The 26,996-nt window shown below is 65.9% G+C and carries 27 protein-coding genes; 13 read left to right on the plus strand and 14 right to left on the minus strand.

Translation table 11 applies throughout. From position 1 onward, the window contains the following. Positions 1 to 20: 20 nt before the first annotated feature. The 8 genes from gspN to gspG form a co-directional block, all read right to left on the minus strand. The gene (gspN, locus tag AC1Q9M_RS06010) at positions 21 to 815 is read right to left on the minus strand and encodes a type II secretion system protein N (RefSeq protein ID WP_492432898.1); all 795 of its coding nucleotides are present in this window, start codon (positions 813 to 815) and stop codon (positions 21 to 23) included. Next, entirely contained in the window at positions 812 to 1,348 is a 537-nt protein-coding gene (locus tag AC1Q9M_RS06015) for a type II secretion system protein M (protein ID WP_444688475.1), read from the minus strand. Before AC1Q9M_RS06015 ends, gspN begins: the two co-directional genes overlap by 4 nt. 2 nt (positions 1,349 to 1,350) lie before the next feature. Continuing rightward, the gene (gene gspL / locus AC1Q9M_RS06020) at positions 1,351 to 2,658 is read right to left on the minus strand and encodes a type II secretion system protein GspL (RefSeq protein ID WP_492432901.1); all 1,308 of its coding nucleotides are present in this window, start codon (positions 2,656 to 2,658) and stop codon (positions 1,351 to 1,353) included. A 103-nt stretch (positions 2,659 to 2,761) separates the two neighbouring features. Next, positions 2,762 to 3,739, minus strand: coding sequence for a type II secretion system minor pseudopilin GspK (gene gspK, locus AC1Q9M_RS06025; protein WP_444688474.1), 978 nt, complete (start codon positions 3,737 to 3,739; stop codon positions 2,762 to 2,764). Beyond that, entirely contained in the window at positions 3,739 to 4,473 is a 735-nt protein-coding gene (locus tag AC1Q9M_RS06030) for a PulJ/GspJ family protein (RefSeq protein WP_382323268.1), read from the minus strand. Before AC1Q9M_RS06030 ends, gspK begins: the two co-directional genes overlap by 1 nt. A 2-nt stretch (positions 4,474 to 4,475) precedes the next feature. Beyond that, positions 4,476 to 4,844: a type II secretion system minor pseudopilin GspI gene (gspI, locus tag AC1Q9M_RS06035; protein ID WP_382161641.1), complete on the minus strand. Its 369-nt coding sequence runs from the start codon at positions 4,842 to 4,844 to the stop codon at positions 4,476 to 4,478. After that, entirely contained in the window at positions 4,841 to 5,293 is a 453-nt protein-coding gene (locus tag AC1Q9M_RS06040; protein ID WP_492432904.1) for a prepilin-type N-terminal cleavage/methylation domain-containing protein, read from the minus strand. Before AC1Q9M_RS06040 ends, gspI begins: the two co-directional genes overlap by 4 nt. A gap of 121 nt (positions 5,294 to 5,414) precedes the next feature. Continuing rightward, the gene (gene gspG / locus AC1Q9M_RS06045) at positions 5,415 to 5,876 is read right to left on the minus strand and encodes a type II secretion system major pseudopilin GspG (protein ID WP_488929251.1); all 462 of its coding nucleotides are present in this window, start codon (positions 5,874 to 5,876) and stop codon (positions 5,415 to 5,417) included. Between the two features lie 92 nt (positions 5,877 to 5,968). On the opposite strand from gspG, the gene AC1Q9M_RS06050 reads away from it, so the two are divergent. Continuing rightward, positions 5,969 to 6,475, plus strand: coding sequence for a type II secretion system protein N (locus AC1Q9M_RS06050; RefSeq protein WP_382161635.1), 507 nt, complete (start codon positions 5,969 to 5,971; stop codon positions 6,473 to 6,475). Between the two features lie 8 nt (positions 6,476 to 6,483). Here AC1Q9M_RS06050 and AC1Q9M_RS06055 read toward each other — a convergent pair whose 3' ends face one another. Further along, entirely contained in the window at positions 6,484 to 7,581 is a 1,098-nt protein-coding gene (locus tag AC1Q9M_RS06055) for a nicotinate-nucleotide--dimethylbenzimidazole phosphoribosyltransferase (protein WP_492432906.1), read from the minus strand. Between the two features lie 9 nt (positions 7,582 to 7,590). Beyond that, positions 7,591 to 9,195, minus strand: a complete 1,605-nt coding sequence (gene ilvA / locus AC1Q9M_RS06060; protein WP_444688471.1) for a threonine ammonia-lyase, biosynthetic — start codon at positions 9,193 to 9,195, stop codon at positions 7,591 to 7,593. A gap of 220 nt (positions 9,196 to 9,415) precedes the next feature. Here ilvA and AC1Q9M_RS06065 point away from each other — a divergent pair, with 220 nt between their 5' ends. Continuing rightward, positions 9,416 to 9,865 (plus strand): OsmC family protein, encoded by a 450-nt coding sequence (locus tag AC1Q9M_RS06065; protein WP_444688470.1) that lies wholly within the window; start codon positions 9,416 to 9,418, stop codon positions 9,863 to 9,865. Positions 9,866 to 9,886: 21 nt separating this feature from the next. On the opposite strand, the gene coq7 is transcribed toward AC1Q9M_RS06065, so the two are convergent. Next, positions 9,887 to 10,549: a 2-polyprenyl-3-methyl-6-methoxy-1,4-benzoquinone monooxygenase gene (gene coq7 / locus AC1Q9M_RS06070; protein WP_492432909.1), complete on the minus strand. Its 663-nt coding sequence runs from the start codon at positions 10,547 to 10,549 to the stop codon at positions 9,887 to 9,889. Positions 10,550 to 10,865: 316 nt separating this feature from the next. Here coq7 and AC1Q9M_RS06075 point away from each other — a divergent pair, with 316 nt between their 5' ends. Beyond that, positions 10,866 to 11,870 (plus strand): porin, encoded by a 1,005-nt coding sequence (locus AC1Q9M_RS06075; protein ID WP_492432911.1) that lies wholly within the window; start codon positions 10,866 to 10,868, stop codon positions 11,868 to 11,870. A gap of 261 nt (positions 11,871 to 12,131) precedes the next feature. After that, positions 12,132 to 13,118: a porin gene (locus AC1Q9M_RS06080; protein ID WP_382161624.1), complete on the plus strand. Its 987-nt coding sequence runs from the start codon at positions 12,132 to 12,134 to the stop codon at positions 13,116 to 13,118. Between the two features lie 73 nt (positions 13,119 to 13,191). Here AC1Q9M_RS06080 and AC1Q9M_RS06085 read toward each other — a convergent pair whose 3' ends face one another. After that, complete coding sequence (locus tag AC1Q9M_RS06085) at positions 13,192 to 13,506, minus strand: ComEA family DNA-binding protein (RefSeq protein WP_492432913.1); 315 nt, start codon at positions 13,504 to 13,506, stop codon at positions 13,192 to 13,194. A gap of 50 nt (positions 13,507 to 13,556) precedes the next feature. On the opposite strand from AC1Q9M_RS06085, the gene AC1Q9M_RS06090 reads away from it, so the two are divergent. The 8 genes from AC1Q9M_RS06090 to AC1Q9M_RS06125 all read left to right on the plus strand — a co-directional run bounded on the left by AC1Q9M_RS06090 (position 13,557) and on the right by AC1Q9M_RS06125 (position 23,137). After that, complete coding sequence (locus tag AC1Q9M_RS06090; protein ID WP_492432915.1) at positions 13,557 to 14,525, plus strand: DUF3047 domain-containing protein; 969 nt, start codon at positions 13,557 to 13,559, stop codon at positions 14,523 to 14,525. Positions 14,526 to 14,621: 96 nt separating this feature from the next. Next, positions 14,622 to 16,193: an ABC transporter substrate-binding protein gene (locus AC1Q9M_RS06095; protein ID WP_444688466.1), complete on the plus strand. Its 1,572-nt coding sequence runs from the start codon at positions 14,622 to 14,624 to the stop codon at positions 16,191 to 16,193. Positions 16,194 to 16,256: 63 nt separating this feature from the next. Further along, positions 16,257 to 17,237, plus strand: a complete 981-nt coding sequence (locus AC1Q9M_RS06100) for an ABC transporter permease (protein WP_291114063.1) — start codon at positions 16,257 to 16,259, stop codon at positions 17,235 to 17,237. Then, a complete protein-coding gene (locus tag AC1Q9M_RS06105) occupies positions 17,237 to 18,520 on the plus strand; it encodes a M20 aminoacylase family protein (RefSeq protein WP_492432918.1) in 1,284 nt (427 codons plus the stop codon). The genes AC1Q9M_RS06100 and AC1Q9M_RS06105 overlap by 1 nt, the downstream gene beginning before the upstream one ends. After that, positions 18,517 to 20,103 (plus strand): ABC transporter substrate-binding protein, encoded by a 1,587-nt coding sequence (locus AC1Q9M_RS06110; RefSeq protein WP_444688464.1) that lies wholly within the window; start codon positions 18,517 to 18,519, stop codon positions 20,101 to 20,103. The genes AC1Q9M_RS06105 and AC1Q9M_RS06110 overlap by 4 nt, the downstream gene beginning before the upstream one ends. Before the next feature lie 64 nt (positions 20,104 to 20,167). Beyond that, positions 20,168 to 21,079, plus strand: a complete 912-nt coding sequence (locus AC1Q9M_RS06115; protein ID WP_444688463.1) for an ABC transporter permease — start codon at positions 20,168 to 20,170, stop codon at positions 21,077 to 21,079. A 7-nt stretch (positions 21,080 to 21,086) separates the two neighbouring features. Further along, positions 21,087 to 22,061, plus strand: coding sequence for an ABC transporter ATP-binding protein (locus AC1Q9M_RS06120; RefSeq protein ID WP_382161602.1), 975 nt, complete (start codon positions 21,087 to 21,089; stop codon positions 22,059 to 22,061). Beyond that, positions 22,058 to 23,137: an ABC transporter ATP-binding protein gene (locus AC1Q9M_RS06125; protein WP_444688462.1), complete on the plus strand. Its 1,080-nt coding sequence runs from the start codon at positions 22,058 to 22,060 to the stop codon at positions 23,135 to 23,137. Before AC1Q9M_RS06120 ends, AC1Q9M_RS06125 begins: the two co-directional genes overlap by 4 nt. Before the next feature lie 141 nt (positions 23,138 to 23,278). Here the strand turns inward: AC1Q9M_RS06125 and AC1Q9M_RS06130 are convergent, their stop codons facing one another. Next, positions 23,279 to 24,127, minus strand: a complete 849-nt coding sequence (locus tag AC1Q9M_RS06130) for a MurR/RpiR family transcriptional regulator (RefSeq protein ID WP_382161596.1) — start codon at positions 24,125 to 24,127, stop codon at positions 23,279 to 23,281. Between the two features lie 69 nt (positions 24,128 to 24,196). On the opposite strand from AC1Q9M_RS06130, the gene tal reads away from it, so the two are divergent. Beyond that, positions 24,197 to 25,138, plus strand: a complete 942-nt coding sequence (gene tal, locus AC1Q9M_RS06135) for a transaldolase (RefSeq protein WP_382323279.1) — start codon at positions 24,197 to 24,199, stop codon at positions 25,136 to 25,138. Positions 25,139 to 25,326: 188 nt separating this feature from the next. Here tal and groL read toward each other — a convergent pair whose 3' ends face one another. After that, complete coding sequence (gene groL, locus AC1Q9M_RS06140; RefSeq protein ID WP_382323280.1) at positions 25,327 to 26,973, minus strand: chaperonin GroEL; 1,647 nt, start codon at positions 26,971 to 26,973, stop codon at positions 25,327 to 25,329. Between the last annotated feature and the right edge of the window lie 23 nt (positions 26,974 to 26,996).

Genomic DNA, 26,996 nt, shown 5'->3' on the forward strand with positions numbered 1-26,996 from the left:
AGAAGGGGCGCGCTCAGTTGTCAGCCAATGTTGAGCAGCGAGCGTGGGCCTTGGCGGCGGCCCATGATGTTGAGCAGGTTGCCCAGTGCGGCTTCGGCTTCGGGCGCGGCCTCGGCCACGCCTTCGAAGCGCAGCCGGCCACCGACCCAGCGGCCCGCGCCCTGCAGCTTGAGCGCGCCGCTGAGGGTTTCCAGGTTCAGCGTGGTGGTGTTGCCGTCGGCGTCGGCGCGCAGGGTCATGCGGTAGCTGCCCAGGGGGCGCAGGGTGGACAGGCGCGAGGCCAGGTCGAGCGCGTCGATGGCGGCCTCACCCTGCATGCTGGCGCGGCCTTCGTCCCAGCGCAGAGTGAGACCGGCGGTCTGCAGGGCCAGTTGGCCTTCCACGCGCAAGGTGTTCCAGGGCGTGCCCAGGCCACTGAGCAGTTCGGCCGGCCACAGGCTGGTGGAGCTGGCCACGCGCAGTTCGCCGCCGCCCAGGCGGGGAATGAAGGTCATCGCCAGGGGCTCGGGGGTGCAGCAGGGGGCCATCAGGCGCAGCGCCATCGCGGGCGATCCCGAGGCCAGGCGCGGCGCGAGCTGCCATTGCAGACCTTGGGGCAGCGCGGTCTGGGTGCGGCTGCCTTCGCCGCCGGTCAGCACCAGATCGGCCTGGCCGTTCCAGACCGTGCCGCGGGCATTGACCAATTGCAGCTGGCCCTGGGTGGCCGACGTCACGCCGCTGGCAAGCCAGCGCGCGGGCGCGAACACGACGATGGCGAACAGCATGCCGAGCAGGCCACCGATCCAGGCCAGGCGGATGGGCCAGTTGCCGTTCATGGCGTGCCACCCAGGCCGGGGCCGGTCAGGACCAGGGTGCCGCTCCAGCCGGGGCTGCCGGGTTCGCGGTGGATCTGGCTGTCCACTGGCAGCAGACGGGCGTTGATGCGCACCTGGGCCAGCCACTGGGCCAGGGCCTCGGGCGGGGTGTTGCGCAGGGTCAGCGTGGCGCGCTCACCCAGCACCGAAAGCTGGCCGGTGCCGGACAGGCCGTTGGTGGCGGTCTCGACGGCGCGCAACACCTCGTCGCGCCCGGGCGGTTGGGCGGTGTTCTGGCTGCGCAGGGTTTCGGCGGTGGCGGCCATGCGCTGCATCTGCCCGAGCTGGGCATCCAGCCGGGCGTGGCGCGCGGGGGCCTGGCGCAGCGTGTCCAGGGCGGGCGCGATGGCCACCCACCACACCAGACCCAGGCCGATCACCCAGGCGGCGATGGTCACGGCGTTGCGCTCGCGGGACGAGAGGCGGGCCAGCGCCACCGAGAGGGCCAGGGTGAGCCTGGCGATGGGGGAGGGGGAGGAAGAGGCGGTGGCCATGGTCAGGGTTCCGGCGGGCGCAGGGCCAGCTCATTGCCATCGAAACGCACCCGCCAGCCGCTGTTCTGCAGCGACTGTTGCAGGGCGCGCAATTGGTCCTGGGTGGCGCGCCAGCCCGCGAAGCGCCCTTCGCCCGTGCTGTAGGCGATGGTGGAGGGCAGCAGGGCTTCGCCGGCCGAGGCCTGGTCGATCACCGCGAGCAGGGTTTCCAGGTCGCCTTCGGACAGGGCGCCGGTGGCCTGTTGCAGGCGGGCCACTTCGCGTTGCATCTGCACCGGGGCGTCGAGCACCAGCGTCACTTGCGGGAAGCTTTTCTGCAGGGTCTGCACCACGGCCTTCTGTTTGGCTTCCAGGCCGCTGCGCTCGTGCCAGGCGGCGGCGTTCAGGCCCACCAGTTGCACGCCCACCAGCGCCGCCAGGCCCCAGCGCGCGGGTCGCCAGGCCGGGGCGTTGCGCCATTGCCGGAAGCTGCGCTTGAGCCGTTGGCCTCGCCGCGCGCCCGCCGAGAGGCTGAGGTCGAACTGTGCGAGGTTCCAGTCGGACTGGGCGCAGCGCAGCAACCACGCGGGCAGGGCGACGAGCTCAAAACGCTGCTGCAGCACCTGCTCGGCCTGCCCGGCCACGGTGGGGTCGGCCAGCCAGACGTCGTATTCACCGGGCTCGCCTGGCGCGTCGCTGGCGGGTGGCATGAGCGCGGTGACCACCATGTCGCCCGCGGTGCCATGGCCCAGGGGAGTTTCTCGCAGCGGTGTGCAGCTCACGCCGAGCAGGCCGGCGCTGCCCAGCCAGATCTCGCCGTTCTCGTTGTAGGCCCAGTGGACGTTGGAGGGCACGTCCAGCGCGAAACTGCGCGATGAGCCCGGCGTGGCGCCGGGGGTTTCGGAGGGCACCAGCGGCCACAGGGCCGGCGCGATGCGCCCGGCCGGGCGGGCCGCTCCCTCCAGGATCTGCAGCCAGCCGCGCAGCCAGACCTTGTGGCAGGCGGCGACCCACACCGTCTGGCCCGAACGGCCACCGGGCTCCAGGGCGAAGTGCAGGTCGGCTGTGTCGGCCAGCAGGCGGTCTTCCAGCAAGCCTTCGAGCGCGGCCCGCAGGCGCGCGGTGGCGACCTTGGGCAGGGCGACCCGGTGCCAGGAGACGGCGCGCGGCGGCAGCACGAGCACCACGTCGTCGTCCCGCGGCAGCAACGCGGCCGCGCACTGACCGTGGTCGGTGATCTGCTGGCCATTGCTGGACGTGGCCCAGTCGAAAAGGGCCGTGGGTCCCGCAGGGGGCGCAGCGGAGAAGTCCGAGGGAGTGACGATCAGCACGGTGATGCGGTCATGCGAAGGTGTTACAGGGCGGCGAGCCCCTCATTCTAGAGACCCTGGGTGACTCTCAGGGGCCTGATGTGCACCGGGAAAACACGCCGTCTCAGCGCCGGGCAAAGCGTTCGCGCCAGTTCACGCGCACATCGAGGTTGTTGCGCACGACGAGAGAGCGCTCTTCGATGATGGTGTCGTCGAGCCTCAGGCGCCCGCGCACCTCGAAGTGGTTGCTGCGCACACCGTGGTACAGATCAGACAGTTGGCCCGTCATGGCGGGCACCACGGCGCTGGCGTCGGCCAGGCTTTTGAACGGTTCGCGCTCGCGGGCGCTGGTGATCTGCCGGGCCTGGGCCATGTCCAGGCCCGGCACACTGGCGCAGATGGCCTGTGCGCTGGCGGTGTTGAGGTTGAGCGTGGAGCGGGTGGGCAGCACGGTGACGTGGGGTTCGAGCACGGCCAGGCTGTTGCGGCTGATGCCGAGCCAGGCCAGTTGCGCGTATTTCCGGGGCAGCAGGGCGGTGCGCGAGGGCAGGGGGTCGCTCAGCGCCAGGCTCATGGAGGTGCGCAGCTCGTTGGCGGCGGCGTTGAGTTCCGAGACCGGCAGCCCGAGTTGTTCGTAGAGTTTGGCGAAGCTGCGCATGTCGGCTTCGGAGAGTTCCACCTTGGCCTGGGCGCCCGCGCCGACGGTGCGCACCACGTTCAGGAAGTTCATGCGCGACTGCATGTCGATCACTTCGCCCGAGAGAAAGGCCTCCAGCATGCCGTCGGTGTTGTTGTTCTTGTCGGCGGCGAGAAAGCTGGAGAGGCGCGCCTCCTCCAGCGGCATGGCCCAGGGTTCGCCCAGGTGGTCGGCGTTGCCGCTGCTCTGGTTGTCGCGCGCGTCCTCGCGCAGGATCAGGCGCGCCCAATCGAGCGCACCGGTCAACACCCAGCCGGCCTGCACGCGGCGCCGCTCGGCCTGCTCGACCTCGGCCGAGCGCCACTGCTGCCACAACGCGGCCGAGGCCAGGGTGGCCACCAGCGTGACGACGAGCATGGCGAGCAGCAGCGCTGCGCCTTGCTGGTGTCGCCGCAGGGTCTTCATCAGCGCCCCGCTTCCAGGGTGGGGCGGACCCAGTCGCGCACCAGGCTGCCGCTCAGGCCTTCGCCGGTGCCGAGCACGAGTTCCAGGCGCACGCCATTGGGCAGGCTGCCGGTGCGCGCGCCCTCGGGGCCGCCCACGGGCTCTTCATTGCCCGTGGACGACTGCGGGTTGCCCCAGGTTTCGCCCCGGTGGTAGAAGAGCTGCCAGTTGTCGATGCCGAGCAGGGCGATGGCGCTGTCGGAACTGGCGTTGCCCGCCTGGGAGGGCAGGGCGCCGCGGCCCCATTCGCCGGCCCGTTGCCAGGCGCGCGCCAGTTCGTCGCGCCGCAACAAGGGGCCGGACTGCCAGCGCACCCATTGGCCGCTGGCGTTGATGCTCGATGAAATCTGCGGCAGGCCGGCCAGCGCCACGCCGGTCAGGCGCGCCCAGGCCACGACGCGGATGCCGCGGCTGTCCAGGCCGGTTTCGCCACTGTCGCGCCGCGTCATGCGCAACACCTGGCCGTTGAAGTCGAGCGCGTTGACTTCGCCGGTGTCGATCAGGGCGTCCAGGTCGGCGGCCCACTGGCCCATGGCCGCCTGCATGCGCAGCAAATCGTCGGCGCGTTGCTGGGTGATGTTCTGGGTGCGCGTCATGCCGTCCAGCGAGCGCCAACTCAGCAGCGCGAGCATGGACATCACGACGATGGCCACCAGCAGTTCGACGAGGGTGAAACCGCGCGCGTGTTTCATCATGCTCAATACCGGCCCATCACGGTGGAGAGGCTGAGCAGGCGCACGTTCACCCCATCCACGGCGGCTTCGACGACCGTGTCCACGCGCCGGAAGTTCGGGTTGGGCGTGGGCAGCACCGACAAGCGCACGCGCATCTCGCGCCCCGCCTGCGTGCACACGGTGTCGGTGTCGCCGGTGCCGGGCAACTGGCGTTGCAGGCGCAAGCGGGTGAGTTCGTTCTCGGCGCACAGCTGGGCCAGCCATTGGTCGCTCTGCCGGCCGGATGCCCGCGTGAGAGCGCCGGTGGCCTGCAGCCCGGCGGCCAGGGTGATGGCGACCACCGCGAGGGCGACGAGCACCTCGATCAGTGTGAAGCCGCGCGGGCGCGTCATGGTGTGGCGGCCAGCACGGTGAAGGGCGAAAGGCCGTCGGTGCCCAGGGTGATGCGCCGGTCCCCTTGGACCAGCATCACCCGCTGTGCGGCGATCAGCGGTTCAGGCCCGAGCACCAGGGTTTGCGCGCCCGGCGGTTGCAGCACCTGGGCCTGGGTGTCCTGGTTGAGCCAGGGGCGCGGCCCGGTGAGCGAGCCGCTGCCCGCCTGGGTGGGCAGGCCGAGGAATTCGAAGCCTTGCGGCAGGCTGCGCCAGACCACCGGCAGCCCGCTGGTGCGCGACTGGGCACGCGCGGACTCCAGCATGGCTGTCAGCCGCAGGCCCTCGCGCTCCAGGCGGGTGGCGCCGTCGTCGCGCAAGGCCACGCTCACACCGGCGGTGGCGAAGGCCACGATCACCAGCACCACCATGAGTTCGAGCAGGGTGAAGCCGTGTGCCTTGCTGGCCATGATCAGGGAAACCGCGTTGCCGGAAGGCCGATGGTGGCCGCCGCGCAAGGCCACCCCAAGCAAGGCCAGCCCCCTTGGGGGGCGGCGACCCGCGCGGCGGCGGAGCGTGGGGGCTTGTTTTTCACTGCCAACTGCCGATGTCGGCATCCTTGCCCTCGCCACCCGCCTGGCCGTCGGCACCGAGCGACAGCACGTCCACCTCGCCCCTCAGGCCCGGGTTGATGTACTGGTAGGGGCGGCCCCAGGGGTCGCCGGGCAGCTTGTCGAGGTAGGGGCGCCAGTTCGGCGGCACGGGGCCGGCGGTCGGCTTGGCCACCAGGGCGTTCAGGCCTTGTTCGTTCGTCGGGTAGCGCTGGTTGTCCAGCCGGTACAGCTTGAGCGCCTGCATCAGGTTGTTGACGTCGGTCTTGGCGGCGGTCACGCGCGCATCGTCGGCACGGTCCAGCACGTTGGGCACGATCAGCGCCGCGAGCACACCGATGATGACCAGCACCACCATGAGCTCGATGAGCGTGAAGCCGCGTTGCAGGGTGCGGGCCAGGCGGGCCGCGAAGGCCGGCGTGCGCAGGGTGGGGGTGGTCAGGTGTGGCAAATCAATCTCCCGCGAACAAGGGCCTGTGGAACGGCCCGATGGCCAGGCCGGAAACCGGTGGTCGTCGATCATAATGCGCCCATATGAACAAGGCACCCGCGTTCGGCCATTCCGGCTTCCTCATGGAAAGCCCAGCCGCCCTGCAGACCGCAGGACGGCGAGGGCCGACCATCGCCGCAGGCCTCCTGTGGCTGGCGGCTGGCCTGAGCGCGGGTTACTGGGTGTTGCTGGCCTGGGGCCGGTCGCCGGTGACGCCGGTGTCGGCCATGGCACCGGCGCAGGTGGCGGCCGATACGGCTTCCGTGGCCCGCTCGCTGGGTGCCTTGCCCGCTGCCGCGTCCACGGGTGCGGTGGCCAGCGCAGCGCCGCCCCGGTACAACTTGCTGGGGGTGGTCGCGGTCGGTACTCGGGATGGTGCCGCGCTGATCGCGGTGGATGGCCAGCCACCACGGCCTTACCGCCTAGGGGCCTCGCTGGAGGGTGGGCTGGTGCTGCAATCCGTCTCGCGCCGCGCTGTGCACCTGGGGCCTTCGCTGGAAGCCCCGGCCTCGGTGGAGCTGACCCTGCCCGAGACCGCCACGACGCCCTGAATCCGGGCTCAGCGTTCGAGCAAGCCCTGGGCGGCGAGCAGCAGGGGCCACGCCAGCAGTGCGCCGGTGCCCTGGCCCATGCGCATGCCCATGTCCAGCAGAGGCTGGGCCTGCAGATGGATCAGCATCAGGCGGTGCCCGCTTTCCGCCGAGCGGTGGCCAAACACCAGGTAGTCGGCCACGGCTGGCACCAGGCCCCGCGCCACCAGGGCGGCCGCGCTCGCCACGTACCCATCCACCAGCACCACCCGCCGCTCGGCGGCCGCCTGCAACATGGCGCCGGCCATCATGGCGATCTCGAACCCACCGAGCGCGGCCAGCGCGTCCAGCGGCCCCAGCGCCTTGCGGTGCCGGCTGGCGGCGGCCGAGAGTTTTTCGATGCGCTGGGGGTGCGGGTCGTCGTGGGGGCCCGCGCCGTGGAAGTCGTCGCGTCCGCAGGCGTCGGACAGCGGCACGCCACACAGCCGGGAGAGCAGCAGGGAGGCGGCGACGTTGTTGGCCACGCCCACGTCGCCCAGGGCAATCACGTTGCCGGGAAGGTGGCGCACCACGTCCATGCCCGCGTGCAGGGCCGATACGGCCTGCGCCTGTGACATGGCCGGGCCGATCATCAGGTTGCGGGTGCCATAACCGATCTTGCGCAGCAGCAGCGGTGCCTTGCGCCGGGCATCGTCGGGCAGGGTGATGTGGGAGGCCACGCCGGCGTCAACCACTGTGAGGTCGAAGCCGTGCATCTGGGCCAGGGCATTGACCGGTGCGGCGCCGAGCAGCAGTTGCAGCACGTGCTCGCAGGTCATGGACTGCGGCAATTCCGACATGCCCTCGTCGGCAATGCCGTGGTCGGCCGCGAACACGACCAGTTGAGGGGAGTCGAAAACCAGCAGGTCAAAGGGCAGGGGGCTGCCGTGCTGGATGCGCGCCAGCTGCAGCACCAGGGCTTCCATGCGGCCGAGTGAGTGCTCCGGCATGCCTTCGGGCGCCAGGCGCAGCATCACCGAGTGGTCCAGCAGCGTGTCCGTCGTGGCCGCGATGTGGGGCAGCTTCAGGTTCGCGGGCAACTCGGGTGCCCGTCGGGTGATCGGTTCGAAGACGGGGTCGAGGGCCATGGCGGGTGGTCAGCTTTTGAGGAACAGACGGTACACCGGATTGCTGGTTTCCTCCACGTACGGATAACCCAACGTGTCAAGAAACTTGTCGAACGCCTTGTGGTCCTTTGCAGGCACCTGAAGCCCGACCAGGATGCGGCCGTAGTCGGCGCCCTGGTTGCGGTAGTGGAACAGGCTGATGTTCCAGCCCGGGCGCATCAGGCTCAGGAATTTGAGCAGCGCACCCGGCCGCTCCGGGAACACGAAGCGCAGCAGGCGCTCGTCGTGCGCCAGGGGCGAATGCCCACCCACCATGTGCCGGATGTGCTCCTTGGCCAGTTCGTCGTGCGTGAGGTCCAGGGTCTCGAAACCGTGCCTGATCAGGTTGGCCGCGATCTTGCCGGACTCGCCCTTGCCATGGGTGGTCAGGCCCACGAACACATGGGCCGCGCTGCCGTCGTGGATGCGGTAGTTGAACTCGGTCACGTTGCGCGGTCCGCCTGGCAGCTTTTCGATCGCTTCGCAGAAGCGGCGGAAGCTGCCCCGCTCCTCGGGGATGGTGACGGCAAACAGCGCCTCACGCTCCTCGCCCACTTCGGCGCGCTCGGCCACGAAGCGCAGCCGGTCGAAGTTCATGTTGGCGCCGCACAGGATGGCGGCATAGGTTTCGCCGCGGGTCTTGTGCTGGGCCACGTATTGCTTGATGGCCGCCACCGCCAGCGCCCCCGAGGGCTCGACGATGCTGCGCGTGTCCACGAACACGTCCTTGATCGCGGCGCACACCGCGTCCGTGTCGACGGTGATGTACCCGTCGACCAGATCGCGTGCGATGCGGAAGGTTTCTTCGCCGACCAGCTTGACCGCCGTGCCGTCGGCGAACAGGCCCACGTCGGCCAGGGTGACGCGTTCACCTCCCTCGACCGAGCGCAACATCGCGTCCGAGTCGGTCGTCTGCACACCGATCACCTTGATTTCGGGGCGCACGGCCTTGATGTAGTTGGCCACGCCCGAAATGAGACCGCCGCCGCCGATCGCCACGAACACGGCATCCAGGTGGTCCGAGCCCAGGCTCTGGAGCTGGCGCAGGATCTCCATGGCGATCGTGCCCTGACCCGCGATCACGTCTGGGTCATCGAAAGGATGCACGAAAGTGAGTCCCTGCTTCTTCTGCAGGGTGAGGGAGTGGGTATAGGCGTCGGAGTAGCTGTCGCCATGCAGGACCACTTCACCACCAAAACCACGGACCGCGTCGATCTTGACCTGGGGCGTGGTGGTCGGCATCACGATCACCGCGCGCGTGCCGAGTTTGCGCGCGCCCAGCGCCACCCCCTGGGCATGGTTGCCCGCCGAGGCACAGATGACACCCTTTTTCAACTGCTCTGGCGAGAGGTGCGCCATCTTGTTGTAGGCGCCCCGCAACTTGAAGCTGAACACGGGCTGCTGGTCTTCCCGCTTGAGCAGCACGGTGTTGTGCAGCCGCCGGCTCAGGTTGGTTGCCGGCTCCAGCGCGGATTCCACCGCGACGTCATACACCCGGGCATTCAGGATTTTTTTCAGGTAGTCCGCCGGCCCCATGGTGGTGGTCGACGAGGCTTTTGGGGTGTTGTTGTGTTGTTTGGGGCGGGCTGGCGGCATGGTGTTCCTCGCCGCACATCATATCGGGGGCGAAAAAAAGCCCGGGCTGGCAGAACCAGACCGGGCTTGAATCCACCCGTGGAGGGTAGAGGAGACAACCGTAAATACAATGACGCCAGTATAACGCTCGCATGCTGCATTGCAACATCGCCAATCAGATTTCTATGATTTTTAGAGCGCTCACCCCAATACCTTTGGTTATTTAACGACAGGACACCTCATGGAATGCACCGTCACCTGGACCGGCGCCGCCGGTACCCGCTCCAACATGGGCTTTGTGGCCGAGACCGGCAGTGGCCACGTGATCGCCATGGATGGCGCCCCGGATGAAGCGAAGCCGGAAAACGGGGGCGCCAACCTGGCGGCCCGCCCGATGGAAACGGTGCTGGCCGGCACGGGCGGATGCACCGCCTACGACGTGGTCCTGATCCTTAAAAGAGGCCGCCACGACGTGCGCGGTTGCAGCGTGAAGCTGGTGACCGAGCGCGCGCCTGTCGATCCCAAGGTGTTCACCAAGATCCACATGCATTTCACGGTGACCGGGAAAGGCATTCCGGCCGTGGCGGTGGAGCGCGCCATTGCCATGAGCCACGACAAATACTGCTCGGCCAGCATCATGCTGGGCAAGACCGCTGAGATCACGACCAGCTTTGATCTGCTGGAGGCTTGAGCGTCGGCGCTTGTGCACTGCTCAGATGCGGTGTGCCACGGTGGTCATGACCTTGGCCGCCATACGCATCAGTCCTTTGACCGGGGCGGGAAGCTCCACCGCGCCAGCCTGCTGAGCCTCGCGAGCGTGTCGGGCTTCGTCGTCCTTCATTTGCGCGACGATGGCTCTGGAGGCTTGGTCCTTCGCGGGCAGGCGGTCCATGTGGCTCGCCAGATGGGCTTCCACCTGGCGCTCGGTTTCGACCACGAAACCCAGACTCACACCCGGCCCCACGCGTCCGGCGATCAAGCCCAGGCCAAAGGCCCCTGCATACCAGAGCGGGTTGAGCAGCGAGGGTCGGGCGCCCAGCTCGTCCAGGCGTGCCTGGGTCCACGCGAGGTGGTCCGTCTCTTCACGCCCCGCGGCTTCCAATTGCAGGGCGAGTGCCTCATTGGGCATGGCGCCGGTAGCCCGGGGCCAGCGCGCCGCCAAGGCCTGCGCTGTGTACAGCGCCTGGGCACAAACCTCGCCGACATGGTTCACCCGCATCAGGGCGCCAGAGAGCTGGCGCTCTTCCGGGCCGAGTTCCGCGTCCGATGCCCGTTCGGGCAAGGTCGGGCATTCGCGCGTGCCCCTGGGTGAAACGAACAAGGTCCTCAGGGCCGAGTCGGCCGCATTCAGCAATGCATCGGTGGTGTTGGGCATGGTGTGGACAGAAGGGATCGCCAGGGCACATGCTGCCATGGATTGCTCCTAGATGATTTTGGCGATCGGACGCCTGTGCCGGTTTCCTGGGCTGAACGCCACGAGCCACGGATCATGATTTGTGGGCCTAACCATATGCGGGTATCTACTAACAACGTGGCACAGGTGCAACGGATGCACCGCCATGAGGCGAGAAAAGCCTTCACCACCATGGCGCCATCGGAAACTTTCTGATGCAATTAGCGCAGCTTCCTGGATGGAGGTTGGCTCGGTGGCAAAGACCCCCGGCCCTTATTAACCCTTGGAGAACCCTTCAATGAAAAAGACCCTGATCGCTCTGGCCGCCGTGGCAGCCACCGGCGCCGCTTTCGCACAGTCGACCGTGACCCTGTCGGGCACCGTTGACGTTGGCCTCGAGAAGCGTTTCTCTGGCGACGCCCTGCGCATGACCGCCAACCGCAACGGCACCAGCAACTGGACCCTGGCCGGCACCGAAGACCTCGGCGGCGGCCTGAAGGCTGTGTTCCAAGTGTCGACCTCGTTCAACAGCGACACCGGCACCGTGTCTTCCGTTGATGGCCTGGGCAACAACGGCATGTTCGTTGGCCTGACCGGCGGCTTCGGTACCCTGCGCGCTGGCCGTCCGGTCAACACGCTGTACGGCAACGTCCTGCTGGCCAACGGCACCAAGGGTGTTTCCGTGCATGACGCCAACACGGTGCTGGGCGGCAATGCCACGGCCTCGGCCAAGACGTCGAATGCTTCGAGCTCGGTGTACGTGCCCAACGCGGTGCAGTACCACTCGCCCCGTTTCGGCGGCGTGCAAGTCCAACTGGAGTACGCACCTTCCGAGTCCACGGCTGCTGGCAACAAGGCTGGCAAGGCCATCGGTGTTCGCTACGACGGCGGCCCTCTGAGCGCCACGTTCGTGAACTACACGGGCGCCACGGCAGCGGCCACCACGCTCAAGGCCGTGAACCAGTTCGCGGTCTCGTATGATTTCAGCGTCGTGAAGGTGTTCTTCACCATCCGTGACCAAGGCGGTCTGGCTTCCACGCAAGACAACTCCTACGCTCTGGGCCTGACGGCGCCCGTGGGCCCTGGCCTTGTCTACGCTTCGTTCAACAACAACGAGCAAGTGGGCGACGATGGCCGCACCATCATCGCTGGCTACAAGTACTTCCTTAGCAAGCGCACCCAGGCCTACGTGAACGTTGCACGCCGCAACGCCGCTTGGGTCCCGGCTACGGTGACGGCCGCTGGCGGCAACGGCGCCAAGTCCAGCACCGGCTTCGGCTTCGGTCTGCAACACAACTTCTGATCGACTCGCTGGCTCCAAGCCAGCTTGTTCAGATGTTTGAAAGCCACCTGTCTTCGGACAGGTGGCTTTTTTTTGTTTGGTTGGTTGACGGCCACAGAGGGCCGCCGTCCGCGTGTTGTTGCACTGAGGCAACAAAACGGACGGAATTTGAACCGTTTTTCAGGGCTTACCCTAGGGGCGAGGAGCTTTCCTCCTAACATGCACCAGTCAGTTTTCTAACTTTGTGGTGGTTCTCACCGCAATATTTTTAAGGAAGTAACCATGAAAAAATCATTGATCGCCCTGGCAGTTCTCGGCTCCGTGGCTGGTGTGGCCCAAGCCCAATCCAGCGTGACCATGTACGGTCTGGTGGACGTTTGGGCTGGCCGCGTCAAGACGGAAGTGCCTGGCGTGGGCTCCGTGTCTTCCACGCGTCTGGACTCCGCTGGTCTGGCCACCAGCCGCTGGGGCGTGCAGGGTTCGGAAGACCTGGGCGGCGGCTTGAAGGCCATCTTCAAGCTGGAGCAAGGCTTTGATGCTTCCAACGGCACGGCCGTTGCTGGCACCGCTTTCAACCGCCAATCGTGGGTGGGTCTGGAAGGCGGCTTCGGTACCGTCCAGTTCGGTAACGTGTGGTCGGCTTTTGACGATGTGTTCTACATCGGCAACTCCATCTTCGACGCAGTGTCCTTCTCGCCCGCATACGCTGTCATGAGCGTTGCTGCCTATAACGACAAGCCGCGCAACGCCCTGCGTTACACCTCGCCCAACTTCGGCGGCTTCAGCGCTGCTGTGTCGCACGGCCTGGACGAGAACGCTGCTGTCAAGCGCGACCAGACCGACTTCAACCTGCAGTACGCTGCTGGTCCTCTGACGGCTGCTTTCGCCTACCAGCTGCAAAACGACGCTGCTGGCGTTGGCCAAGACGCCAAGTTCACCTACTTCACCGCCGCCTACGACCTGGGCGTGGCCGTGCTGAAGGGCGGCGTTGGCCAGACCCGCAATGTGTTCGCCACGAAGACCAACGACTGGCAAATCGGCGCCGACTTCCCCCTGTCGTCCGCTCTGAGCCTGTCGACCGGCTACGCCTCGTCCAAGGACAAGGATGGCACGGACACCAAGCGCACCGGCTACTCCGTGGGCGCCCTGTACGCGCTGTCCAAGCGCACCTCGACCTACGCCGCCTTCACCAAGGCCAAGGAAGAAGTCGCTGGCACGACCGCCGTCAAGGGCACCGTGTTCGGTGTTGGCCTGCAGCACAAGTTCTGATCTCCGTTCTTCGGAACACCGATCAGCCAAAAGCCACCCGGCATGCCGGGTGGCTTTTTTTTATGGGCTAAGACTACTTTGTCGGGGCCGCAGACTTCTTGTCTGCTGGCGCAGCCGCGGCGGGTTTGAAGCTGTCCCCATTGACGGTCAGTCCCTCCGACGACAGTTTGGCGGCGCGTTTGTCACCAATGCCGGGTACCCTCTGAATCAGATCGCCCCAGTTCTTGAAGGGGGAGGCCTTGCGCGCTTCCAGGATCTTGGCCGAGGTGCTTGGTCCGATGCCTTTGATGCTGTCAAGGTCGGCCACGGTGGCGGTGTTGATGTCCACTGCGGCGAAACTGGCGGCGGCGAGAAGGGCCAGCAGACTGGTCAGGATTTTCTTGAACATGGATTCCTCTCCATTGAAACGTTTTGACACGCCATGGCTGGGCTTGCAAGATGCGCTTCCCCATTCATGACCCGAAGCCACCATGGCTTCGGGTCATGAATTTATTTCTAAAGTTTGATTTTTTGAAGATAAATCTTCATTTTTATAAATCTAATTCATTCTTTATGCATGTTTGCAACATGAAGGCGTCCTTTCGAGCGCCAAAAAAGAGTCTGGTGCGCGTGATGGCGTCCCTTGTCTATGTGGGATCGGTCACCTTGGCGTTGGGAGGGTGCGCAGGATCACCGGCGATGTCAGACGAGCTGGCGGAAGAAGGGCCACCTTCCCGGCCCCAAAAGGTGCCCAGCGGAGCCAGCCCAGAGGTGCTGAAAGCCGCGAACCAGCTTTTTTTCACACCGGTGGCGGGTGTGCCCTGGGAGCCGTTCTTCTTCCCCGGCAAGCGGTACCTGGCGTTCGAGCCGGTTCAGGCCGCGGGGCGCCCGGCGCTGCAGGTGCGTGCGAAGAGTTCCGTCAGCATCCTGCGGCAGCGGTTCGTGCCTTCGCTGGAATCCGTGGGGCGTCTGTCTTTTTCGTGGCGGGTCGATGGCTTGCCCACGGATGCCGATCTGGCCGTGTCCAGTCAGGCGGACTCGGCGGTGCGGGTGGTCCTCGCCTTCGATGGTGATCGCGCGCGCTGGACGGCCAGAAACCATCGCCTTTCGGAGATGAGTCGCTTGCTGACGGGCGAAGAGATGCCCTATGCCTCCTTGGTCTACGTCTGGAGCGCCAAGCACGAACCGGGCACCGTTGTGGTGAACCCCCGCACGGACCGCATCCGAAAACTGGTGGTGGACAGCGATGTGGCCAACTTGGGGCAGTGGCGCGATCATGTGCGCGACGTGCGCGCCGACTTCCGTCTGGCGTTTGGCGAGGAACCGGGACCCTTGCGCCTGGTGGCGCTGATGACGGACACCGACAACACGGACAGCCAACTCACGGCGTGGTATGGCGCGCTGAGGCTGGAACGCGCCTCAGATTGACGCCAGGGCGTCTGTCCGTTCGGGTTACTCCGGTGCATTGGCCGGGAACGTTTGTTGCATAGTGGCGGGATGTCCACTTTATTTAGGTGTCAACAAATGAAGCTCCCACTTGCAGTCCTGTTCGCCGCGATGGCCGTTGGTGCCGGCGGTGCTCACGCCAAAACTTTCAAATGGACGAGCGCCAGTGACATTCCCACGTGGGACATCCATTCCCAGAACAACGCCCTGGCCAACGGCATCCATGCGTCGGTGTATGAGTCGCTGGTTTACTACAACAGCAAGACCTTCAAGCCCGAGCCCGTTCTGGCGACGGCCTGGAAGCAGGTGACGCCCACGCAGTTGCGCATGAATCTGCGCACGGGGGTCAAGTTCCACGATGGCTCGACGTTCTCGGCGGACGACGCGGTGTTCTCGATCGAACGGGCAATGACCAAGACATCGAATTTCGGCATCTATGCGCAAGGCATCGACCGGGTCGTGAAGGTGGACGCCAACACCATCGACATCTTCACGAAGGACCCCAACCCGGTGTTGCTGAACCAGCTCACCGAGTTGCGCATGATGAGCAAGGCCTGGGCGGAGAAGAACAACTCGACCATGCCCAAGGACATCAAGACGCAGGACGAGAACTTCGCCCATCGCAACGCCAATGGCACGGGCCCCTTCGTGCTGAAGGAGTGGCAGCCGGACCAGAAGTTGGTCGTCACGCGCAACCCGAATTGGTGGGGCAAGTCGGAAGGCAACGTGACCGAAGTGGTCTACACGCCCGTCAAAGCGGTGGCCACGCGCATGGCGGCGCTGCTTTCAGGTGAGGTGGATCTGGTGCTCGACCCCAGCCCGCAGGATCTGGCGCGCGTGCGTGGCGACCAGAACCTCAAGGTGATCGATGGCGTGGAAAACCGGACCATCTTCTTCGGCATGGACCAGTTTCGCGACGAACTGCCGGGCAGCAACATCAAGGGCAAGAACCCCTTGAAGGACCAGCGGGTCCGCAAGGCGTTGTACCAAGCCATCGACATGAACACGATCGCGCGTGTGAGCCTGCGTGGTCTGGGGCAGCCCACTGGCGCCTTGGTGGCTCCGCAGGTCAATGGTTGGACGGAGGCGGTTCACAAGCGGCATCCTTTCGACGTGGCGGCAGCCCAGAAGCTGCTGGCCGATGCGGGCTACAAGGATGGCTTTGAAGTCGACTTCGCCTGCCCCAACAACCGCTACATCAACGACGAGCAGATCTGCCAGGCCGTGACGTCCATGTGGGCGCGCATCGGTGTGAAGGCCAAGCTGCGCACCTTGCCGCTGGTGACCTACTTCCCGATGATCCAGCGCTACGAAGCCAGCATCTACATGCTGGGTTGGGGTGTGCCCACCTTTGACGCGCTCTACAGTCTGCAGTCCCTGGTGCGTTCGGTCGGGGCGGGTGGCGATGGCAACTACAACGTGGGCCGCTACAGCAACCCGCAGATGGACGCGCTGGTGGAGCGCACCAAAAAGGAAACGGATCTCAAGCTGCGCACGGAACTGCTGACCAAGGCCTTGGCGCTGCAGAACGAGGACGTGGCCCACATTCCCCTGCACAACCAGATCATTCCCTGGGCCATGAAGAAGAATGTCGACGTGGTGCACCGGGCGGACAACCGCCTGGACTGGCGTCTCATCAAGGTAAACTGATTTCACAGCGTCAGTCGAGGGTCGCGCACCGCAGGGGGCGACCCTCTCTTTATTTTTCAAACGATGTTCGCATTCATTCTTCGGCGACTGGCGCAAGCCGTGATCGTCATGGTCAGCGTGGCGTTCATCGCGTTCATGTTGTTTCAGTATGTGGGGGATCCCGTGGTGTTCCTGCTCGGGCAGGATGCCACCCCCGACCAGGTGCGCGAACTGCGCACCGAGCTTGGTCTGGACCGCCCCTTCTTCGTGCAGTTCTGGCATTTCCTCGCCAACGCGGTGCAAGGTGAATTCGGTCTGTCGCTGCGGCAGGGGGCCAAGGTCTCGCGCCTGATCGCCGAGCGTTTCCCCGCCACGCTGGAGCTGTCCATGGTGGCGGCGGTGCTCGCGCTGGTGGTGGGCATCCCGATGGGGGTGTACGCGGCGTTGCGGCGCGGTACGTTCATGAGCCAGGTGTTCATGACCGTGTCGCTGCTCGGTGTGTCCCTGCCCACGTTTCTGATCGGCATCCTGCTGATCCTGCTGTTCGCCGTCACATTGGGCTGGTTCCCCAGCTTCGGTCGGGGTGACGTGACACAGCTGGGTTGGTGGAGCACCGGCTTGTTGACTCCGAAGGGCTGGCACCACATCACCCTGCCGGCCATCACGCTGGCGATCTTCCAGCTCACGTTGATCATGCGGCTGGTGCGCGCGGAAATGCTGGAGGTGCTGCGCACCGACTACATCAAGTTCGCGCGCGCCCGAGGCCTGACCAACCGCGCGGTGCATTTTGGACACGCGCTGAAGAACACGCTGGTGCCGGTGATGACCATCACCGGTCTGCAACTGGGGGGCTTGATCGCCTTCGCCATCATCACGGAGACGGTGTTCCAGTGGCCGGGCATGGGGTTGCTGTTCATCCAGGCCGTGACCTTCGCCGACATCCCGGTGATGGCCGCCTACCTGTGCCTCATCGCGCTGATCTTCGTGGTCATCAACCTGATCGTCGATCTGCTGTACTTCGCGGTCGACCCCCGCCTTCGCGTGGAGAAGGCGGGAGGCCATTGATGTCCACCCCGTCCCGCATCAAGGCCCATGGCCGCGCGTTTTCCCACATCGCGGCCTTCCACCCCGAGCTCACGGCCTTGCGCCGTGATCTGCACGCCCATCCGGAAATCGGTTTCGAAGAGCACTACACCGCGCAGCGCGTAGTCGAGTCGCTCAAGGTGTGTGGCGTGGACGAGATCCACACCGGCATCGGCAAGACGGGGGTGGTGGCCGTGATCCGCGGCCGCCGTCACACCAGTGGCCGCATGGTCGGCCTGCGCGCCGACATGGACGCGCTGCCCATGACCGAGCACAACGACTTTGCCTGGAAGTCCATGCGCCCCGGCATGATGCACGGCTGCGGCCACGACGGCCACACCGCCATGCTGGTGGGTGCGGCGCGCTACCTGGCCGAAACGCGCCAGTTCGACGGCACGGCGGTGCTGATCTTCCAGCCGGGTGAAGAAGGTTTTGCGGGCGCCAAGGCCATGATCGAGGACGGCCTGTTCGACCGCTTCCCGGTGCAATCCGTTTTCGGCATGCACAACTGGCCGCAGATGCGCCCTGGCATGGTGGGCGTGAACCCCGGCCCCATGATGGCCTCGGCCGATCGCATCACCATCGAAGTCACGGGCAAGGGCGGCCACGGCGCGCACCCTTACCAGACGGTGGACCCGGTGCTGGTGTCGGCCCACATCATCACGGCGGTGCAGAGCATCGTCTCACGCAACGTGCGCGCCATCGACAGCGCGGTCATCAGCCTGTGCGCGATGCAGGCCGGCGACATGGGCGCGTTCAGCGTGATGCCGGGCAAGGCCACGCTGGTGGGCACGGTGCGCACCTTCAACCCCGAAGTGCAGGCCATGGTCGAGAAACGCCTGCAGGAGGTCTGCTCCGGCGTGGCGCTGGGCCTGGGTGCCACGGCGCACGTGAACTACGAGCGCATCTACCCGGCCACCATCAACACGCGGGACGAAGCCCGTTTCGCGGCCGATGTGGCGCAGAAGCTGGTCGGCCACGACCACGTGGACCGCAACATGGACCCGAGCATGGGGGCCGAGGACTTCTCGTTCATGCTGCAGGTCAAGCCCGGGGCCTACCTGCGCCTGGGGCAAGGCGCCGAAAACGGCCTTGGCAGCTGTTTCCTGCACAACAGCCGCTACGACTTCAACGACGAGGTTCTGCCGCTCGGAGCGGCCCTGCACGCCAGCCTGGTGGAGCACGCCATGCCATTGGCCGATGAGGCTCACGCGTCGAGCAAAACCCCTTCCACAACCACAAACGCATCAAGGAGCGAAGCATGATTTTCCGGAAAACGCTGGCGGCCGCACTGGTCACAACCGCCATGCTCACCCTGGGGGCCGCCTCGGCGCAGACCATCCGCATCGGCAACCAGGGCGATGCCCTGTCCATGGACCCGCATTCGCTCAACGAGTCCTTGCAGCTCAGCGTGACGAACAACGTCTACGAACCCTTGGTGGCGCGCGACCAGAACCTGAAGCTGGTGCCCGGGCTGGCGACGAGCTGGAAACAGACCTCGCCCAGCGTCTGGCGTTTCGAACTGCGCAAGGGCGTGAAATTCCACGACGGCGCACCCTTCACGGCCGATGACGTGTTGTTCACCTTCGCGCGCGCTTCGGGCGAAGGCTCGGACATGAAGAGCTACACCAACGACGTGAAGGAAGTCCGCAAGGTCAACGACTTCACGGTCGACATCGAGACCAAGGGACCGTTCCCTATCCTGCCCGACGTGCTGTCGCTGCTGTTCATGATGAACAAGAAGTGGGCCGAGGACAACCAGGCCACGCGACCCGTGGACCGACGAAAGGGTGTCGAGAATGCGGCCTCGTTCCGCGCCAATGGCACCGGCCCGTTCCGCCTGCGCGAGCGCCAGCCGAACGTCAAGACCAGCTTCGTGCGCAATGGCAGCTACTGGGGCAAGATCGAGGGCAACGTGGTCAACGTGGAGTACACGCCGATCGGCAACGACTCCACCCGCGTGGCGGCGCTGCTCTCGGGCCAGGTGGACGTGATCGAGCCGGTCCCGCTGCAGGACGTGGCGCGCATCAACGCCAGCGGCAAGAGCAAGGTGATGCAGGGTCCCGAACTGCGCACCATCTTCCTGGGTATGGACCAGAAGCGCGACGAGCTGCTGTACTCCAGCGTCAAGGGCAAGAACCCCTTCAAGGACAAGCGCGTGCGCCAGGCCTTCTACCAGGCCATCGACATCAACGGCATCCAGCGCACCGTGATGCGCGGCGCCTCCAAGCCCATGGCGCTGATGGTGGGTCCCGGCATCAATGGCTTCGACAACGCCATGAACAACCGCCTGCCGTACGACCCCGACGCCGCCAAGAAGTTGCTGGCCGATGCCGGCTACCCCAATGGCTTTGAAGTGGCCTTGAACTGCCCCAACGACCGCTACGTGAACGACGGCGCGATCTGCCAGGCGGTCGCCGCCAACCTCGCGCGCATCGGGGTGAAGATCAACCTGCAGGCCGAAACCAAGGGCACCTACTTCCCCAAGATCCTGCGCCGCGACACCAGCTTCTTCATGCTGGGCTGGACCCCGGGCACCTACGACGCGCACAACGCCCTGAATGCCTTGATGCGCTGCGTGGACGACAAGGGCAGTGGCCAGTTCAACCTGGGCGCCTACTGCAACCCCAAGGTCGACGAGCTGACGGTGCAGATCCAGTCGGAGACCGACAAGGCCAAGCGCGATGCCCTGATCAAGGAAGCCTTCAAGCTGCACTCGGACGACATCGGCCACCTGCCGCTGCACCAACAGGCCCTGGCCTGGGGCGTGGCCAACAACGTGGAGCTGGTCCAGCTGGCCGACAACTTCATGCCGTTCCGTTTCATGTCGGTGAAACCGGCGAAATAAGCCGGCCCTCGCCACCACGAGGCCCCGGCCTTGTGGTGGCGTCGCACCCAACCAGGTTCCCCACGTGATCAGCCTCATCAAAAGAGGGCTCGACAGCGATGTCGGCCACAGCTTCCGCACCTCGCCGACCGCCATCGTCGCGGCGGTGATCGCTTTCATCTGCGTGTTCTGCGCGGTCTTCGCGCCGTGGGTGGCTCCGCACGACCCTTTTGACCTTGCGACGCTCGAACTCACGAATGCCCGGCTGCCGCCAGCCTGGCACCCCGATGGATCCAGCAACTTCCTGCTCGGGACGGACGACCAGGGCCGCGACATCCTCTCGGCATTGATGTACGGCGCGCGCATCTCGCTCGCGGTGGGTCTGGCCTCGGTGCTGCTCTCGGTGGTGATCGGCGTCACCTTCGGCCTGCTGGCCGGCTTCCTCGGCGGTTGGGTGGACGGCTTCCTCATGCGCCTGTGCGACGTGATGCTGTCCTTCCCGCCGATCCTCATCGCCTTGCTGATCGCCGGCGTGGGCCGGGCCCTGTTCCCCAATGCGCACGAGACGCTGGCCTTTGGCGTGCTGATCATCTCGATCACGCTCACCGGCTGGGTGCAGTACGCGCGCACGGTGCGGGGTTCCACGCTGGTGGAGCGCAACAAGGAGTACGTGCAGGCCGCGCGCGTGACCGGCGTGGCGCCGCTGCACATCATGCGCAGCCATGTGCTGCCCAACGTCATGGGCCCGGTGCTGGTGCTGGCCACCATCCAGGTGGCCACGGCCATCATCACCGAGGCCACGCTGTCTTTCCTGGGCGTGGGCGCTCCGCCCACCTCACCGTCGCTGGGCACGCTGATCCGCGTGGGCAACGACTACCTGTTCTCCGGCGAATGGTGGATCACCATTTTTCCGGGCGCCATGCTGGTGCTGATCGCACTCAGCGTGAACCTGCTGGGCGACTGGCTGCGCGACGCACTCAACCCCCGCCTGCGCTGAGACCAAGATGAGCCTTCTCCAAGTCAAGAACCTGGTCGTCGAATTCCCCGGCCGCCGCGGCACGCTGCGCGCGCTGGACGACGTTTCCTTCGACATCGCCCCGGGCGAGATCCTCGGCGTGGTGGGTGAGTCCGGCGCGGGCAAGTCGCTCACGGGCGCCTCCATCATCGGCCTGCTGGAGCCGCCGGGCCGTGTCGCCTCGGGCGAGATCCTGCTGCACGGCCGCCGCATCGACAACCTGCCGCACGACCAGATGCGCAAGGTGCGGGGCCGCCAGATCGGCGCGATCTTCCAGGACCCGTTGACCTCGCTCAACCCCCTGTATTCCGTGGGCCGCCAGCTCATCGAGACCATCACCACCCACCTGCCGGTGAGCCAGGCCGAGGCGCGCAGGCGCGCGATCGACCTGCTCAAGGACACCGGCATCCCGGCCGCCGAGCAGCGCATCGACCACTTCCCGCACCAGTTCTCCGGTGGCATGCGCCAGCGCGTCGTGATCGCTCTGGCACTCGCGGCCGAGCCGCAACTCATCGTGGCCGACGAACCCACCACCGCGCTCGATGTCTCGATCCAGGCGCAGATCATCACGCTGCTCAAGACCATCTGCAAACAGCGTGGGGCGGCGGTGATGCTGATCACGCACGACATGGGCGTGATCGCCGAGACCTGCGACCGCGTGGCCGTGATGTACGCCGGACGCGTCGCCGAGATCGGCCCGGTGCACGAGGTCATCAACCACCCGGCGCACCCTTACACCGCCGGCCTGATGGCCTGCATTCCCGACATGAGCCAGGACCGCGAGCGCCTGCACCAGATCGACGGCGCGATGCCGCGGCTCAACGCCATTCCCTCCGGCTGTGCCTACAACCCGCGGTGCGAGAAGGTGTTCGACCGCTGCCACGTCGACCGGCCCGATCTGCTGCCGGCCGGAGCCACCCGGGCGGCCTGCTGGCTGCACGCGCAAGCAGGAGCCCTGGCATGAGCGCCGACATGATCGAAAAAGCGGTGCGGGCCGCGCAAAACCGTGGTGCTTCAAGTCGTGCCGCGGTACCTGCTGCCGCCCTCGAGGCGCCGTTGGTGCGTGCGACCGACCTAGCCAAGACCTTCGACGTGTCCGTGCCCTGGCTCAATCGCGTGATCGAGCGTCAGCCGCGCCAGCTGTTGCGTGCGGTGGACGGCGTGTCCTTCGACATTCCACGGGGTCAGACGCTGGCCCTGGTGGGCGAGTCGGGCTGCGGCAAGAGCACGGTGGCGCGCCTGCTCGTGGGCTTGTACGAGCCCACGCGGGGTGGTTTCGAGTTCGATGGCCAGGACGCGCATGCGGCGTTCAAGACGCCGGAAGGCCGCAAGCTGCGCCGCCGCATCCAGATGATCTTCCAGGACCCGTACGCGAGCCTGAACCCGCGCTGGCGCGTGGAGGACATCATTGCCGAGCCGCTGCGCGAGCACGAGATCGAGACCGAGCCGGTGGCTTTGCGCGCACGGGTGGATGAGTTGCTGAAGTCGGTGGGCCTGTCACCGCTGGACCGCGTGAAGTACCCGCACCAGTTCTCGGGCGGGCAGCGCCAGCGCATTTCCATCGCGCGGGCCCTGGCCACGCAGCCGGAGTTTCTGGTGTGCGATGAGCCCACCTCGGCGCTGGACGTGAGCGTGCAGGCGCAGGTGCTCAACATCATGAAGGACCTGCAGCGCGAGCGCGGGCTGACCTACCTGTTCATCAGCCACAACCTGGCGGTGGTGCGCCACGTGAGCGACCAGGTGGGGGTGATGTACCTGGGGCGGCTGGTGGAGTTGGCGCCCAAGCACACGCTGTTCGACCGGCCGCGCCATCCCTACACGCGCATGCTGCTCGATGCGATTCCGAAGATGCACGACACCGGCAAGGCGCGCACACCGGTCTCGGGTGAGGTGCCCAACCCGCTGAACCCGCCCAGCGGGTGTGCTTTCAATCCGCGTTGTCCGCATGCCAACGACCGCTGCCGCAGCGAGCGTCCGAATCTGCTGGACCTTGGGGGCATTCGCATCGCCTGCCATGCGGTGGAAGAAGGGCGGATCTAGTTTCACGCCACCGGGTGGGCGTTGGCGCGGACGGTGGGTGCTCCCCTCCGCGAATGTCCTCCGGCCCGGCTTCGCCGGGCCTCCCACTTTACGTCGCTGCGGGAAGCACCCGCCGTCCTGGGCCGTTTCTGGCACGCACGATCACGTGTACCTCTTGCTTCGGAGGTTGTTCTTCATTTCCTTGAGCAGGGGCTGGAGCTTGGTGCCGCCGATGCGCAGCGCCAGGCAGGTGGCCACGATGTCGATCACCATCAGGTGCATCAGGCGCGAGGTCATCGGGCTGTAGCGGTCGTAGCCTTCCGGGTGGTCGGCCGAGAGGTGGATGTGGCCACTCTGCGCCAGCGGTGAGCCGCTGGTGGTGATGACGATCACCGTCGCGCCGTGCTTGCGCGCGATGTCGGCCGCGTCCATCAGATCGCGCGTGCGGCCGGAGTTGGAGATGATCACCACGCAGTCGCCCGGCCCGAGCAGGGACGCACTCATCACTTGCATGTGGCCGTCGCTGTAGGCGATGGCATTGATGCCCAGGCGGAAGAACTTGTGTTGCGCGTCCTGCGCGACGATGCCCGAGTTGCCCGCGCCATAGAACTCGATGCGGCCACGGTTCTTGTAGGTGGCCACCAGGGCGTCCACCGCCTTTTCGATCGCGTGGCTGGAGGCGTCGTTGCGGTACTTCAGGAAGGCCGCCACCGTGTTGTCGATCACCTTGACCAGCACGTCGCTCGTCTTGTCGTCCACGTCCACGCTGCGGTGGATGAACGGCACACCTTCGCTCACCGTGCCGGCGAGCTTGAGCTTGAAGTCCGACAGGCCGTCGTAACCCATGCTGCGGCAGAACCGCACCACCGTGGGTTTGCTCACGTGAGCGCGCTCGGCGAGTTCGGTCACGGGCAGGCTGGCGAAGGTGCGCGGGTCCAGCAGCACGAGCTTGGCCACACGTTGCTCGGCAGGCGCCAGCGAGGGCAGGGAGGCTTTGATCCGGTCGAGCATGTTGGGGTTGGTTACATTGAGGGGCGATGCGGTGAAATTTTATTACATCGCCTGGCCGATAATCCGCTGATGAACCAACTTGACGCTCTCAAGCAACTCACCACGGTCGTGGCCGACACGGGCGACTTCAATCAGATTGCAGCCTACGCCCCGCAGGACGCCACGACGAATCCGTCGCTCATCCTGAAGGCGGTCCAGAAGCCCGAGTACGCCCATCTGCTCAAGGACGCTGTCGCGAAGCACGGCGCCCAGGGGTTGGATGAGGTGATGAACCGCTTGCTGGTGGCCTTTGGTGGCGAGATCCTGCGCCTGATCCCGGGCCGGGTCTCGACCGAGGTGGATGCCCGGCTGAGCTTCGACACCGAGGCCACCGTGACCCGCGCGCGCCGCATCATCGAGCTCTACCAGGGTGACGGCGTGCATGTGGACCGTGTGCTGATCAAGATCGCTTCCACCTGGGAAGGCATTCAGGCCGCCGCGCGGCTGGAGCGCGAAGGCATCCACACCAACCTGACGCTGCTGTTCTCGTTCGCCCAGGCGGTGGCCTGTGGCCAGGCCAAGGTGCAGCTGATCTCGCCCTTCGTGGGCCGCATCTACGACTGGTACAAAAAGAGCGCGGGCGCCGGCTGGGACGAGGCCGCAATGGCCGGTGCCAACGACCCGGGCGTGCGTTCGGTGCGCAGCATCTACGAGTTCTACAAGAAGCACGGCATCGCCACCGAGGTGATGGGCGCGAGCTTCCGCAACGTGGGTCAGATCACGGCGCTGGCGGGTTGCGACCTGCTCACCATCAGCCCCGAGCTGCTGGCCCAGCTGGCCGCCAGCGATGCGCCCTTGAGCCGGGCACTGGACGCCAGCGCCGCCCAGTCGTTGGACATCCCCTTCGTGACCCACGACGAAGCCAGCTTCCGCTTCGCCCTGAACGAGGATGCGATGGCGACCGAGAAACTGGCCGAAGGCATCCGGGCGTTCGTGGCGGACACGATCAAGCTCGAAGCCTTGATGAAGTAGCTCGAGCCGAGCCCAAAACAAAAAGCCCCGCGATTTCTCGCGGGGCTTTTTGTTTTGGGCTTTCGTCAGTGTGCAGTGATGCATTCCGACGCAGCCTGAGGTGCCAGGCCAAGGCGCAAGGGCGTAGACAGTGGCAGCGCCACGGCAAGCCCTTGCAACGCCGGCATGGCGTCTCAGGCAAGGAGAGCTTACATGCCCATGCCGCCCATGTCGCCCATGCCACCCATGCCGCCACCCGGCATCGCAGGTGCGTCGTCCTTCGGGGACTCGGCGACCATGGCTTCGGTCGTCAGCATCAGGCTGGACACCGATGCGGCGTTCTGCAGCGCGGTGCGGGTGACCTTCGTCGGGTCCAGAATGCCCATCTCGATCATGTCACCGTAGGTGTCGTTGGCGGCGTTGAAGCCGTAGTTGCCCTTGCCGGCCAGGATGGCGTTGACCACCACCGACGGTTCGCCACCGGCGTTGGCCACGATTTCGCGCAGGGGCGCTTCGATGGCCTTGAGCACCAGCTTGATGCCGGCGTCCTGATCAGCGTTGTCACCCTTGATGGTGCCAGCGGCTTGGCGGGCGCGCAGCAGGGCCACGCCACCACCGGCCACGATGCCTTCTTCCACGGCAGCGCGGGTGGCGTGCAGGGCGTCTTCCACGCGGGCCTTCTTTTCCTTCATCTCGACTTCGGTGGCGGCACCGACCTTGATGACGGCCACGCCGCCGGCCAGCTTGGCCACGCGCTCTTGCAGCTTCTCGCGGTCGTAGTCGCTGGTGGCTTCTTCGATCTGCACGCGCACTTGCTTGACGCGGGCTTCGATGTCAGCGGCAGCGCCGGCACCGTCGATGATGGTGGTGTTTTCCTTGCCGATTTCCACGCGCTTGGCCTGGCCCAGGTCGGCCAGGGTCACCTTCTCGAGCGTCAGGCCCACTTCTTCAGCGATGACCTTGCCGCCGGTCAGGATGGCGATGTCTTCCAGCATGGCCTTGCGGCGGTCGCCGAAGCCAGGGGCCTTCACAGCCACGACCTTCAGGATGCCGCGGATGGTGTTGACCACCAGCGTCGCCAGGGCTTCGCCTTCGACGTCTTCGGCAATGATCAGCAGCGGACGGCCAGCCTTGGCGACTTGCTCCAGCGTGGGCAGCAGGTCACGGATGTTGGAAACCTTCTTGTCGTACAGCAGCACGAAGGGGTTGTCCAGCAGCGCCGATTGCTTCTCGGGGTTGTTGATGAAGTAGGGCGACAGGTAGCCGCGGTCGAACTGCATGCCTTCGACGACGTCGAGTTCGTTCTGCAGCGACTTGCCGTCTTCCACGGTGATCACGCCTTCCTTGCCGACCTTGTCCATGGCATTGGCGATGATCTCGCCGATGCTGGTGTCGCTGTTGGCGGAGATGGAACCGACCTGGGCGATTTCCTTGCTGGTGGTGGTGGCCTTGGAGGCCTTCTTCAGCTCGGCGATCAGGGCTTCCACGGCCTTGTCGATGCCGCGCTTGAGGTCCATCGGGTTCATGCCGGCGGCCACGTACTTCATGCCTTCGCGCACGATGGCCTGGGCCAGCACGGTGGCGGTGGTGGTGCCGTCACCGGCGTTGTCGGACGTCTTGGAAGCAACTTCCTTGACCATCTGCGCGCCCATGTTCTGGAGCTTGTCCTTGAGTTCGATTTCCTTGGCCACGGACACACCGTCCTTGGTCACGGTGGGGGCGCCGAAGGAGCGCTCGAGCACCACGTTGCGGCCCTTGGGGCCCAGGGTGACCTTGACCGCGTTGGCCAGGATGTTCACGCCTTCAACCATGCGTGCGCGGGCTTCGCCGCCGAAAATGACGTCTTTTGCTGCCATGTTGTTTCTCCGGAAAAATTGAG

The sequence above is a fragment of the Hydrogenophaga sp. GW823-FHT04C09 genome, assembly GCF_058796355.1.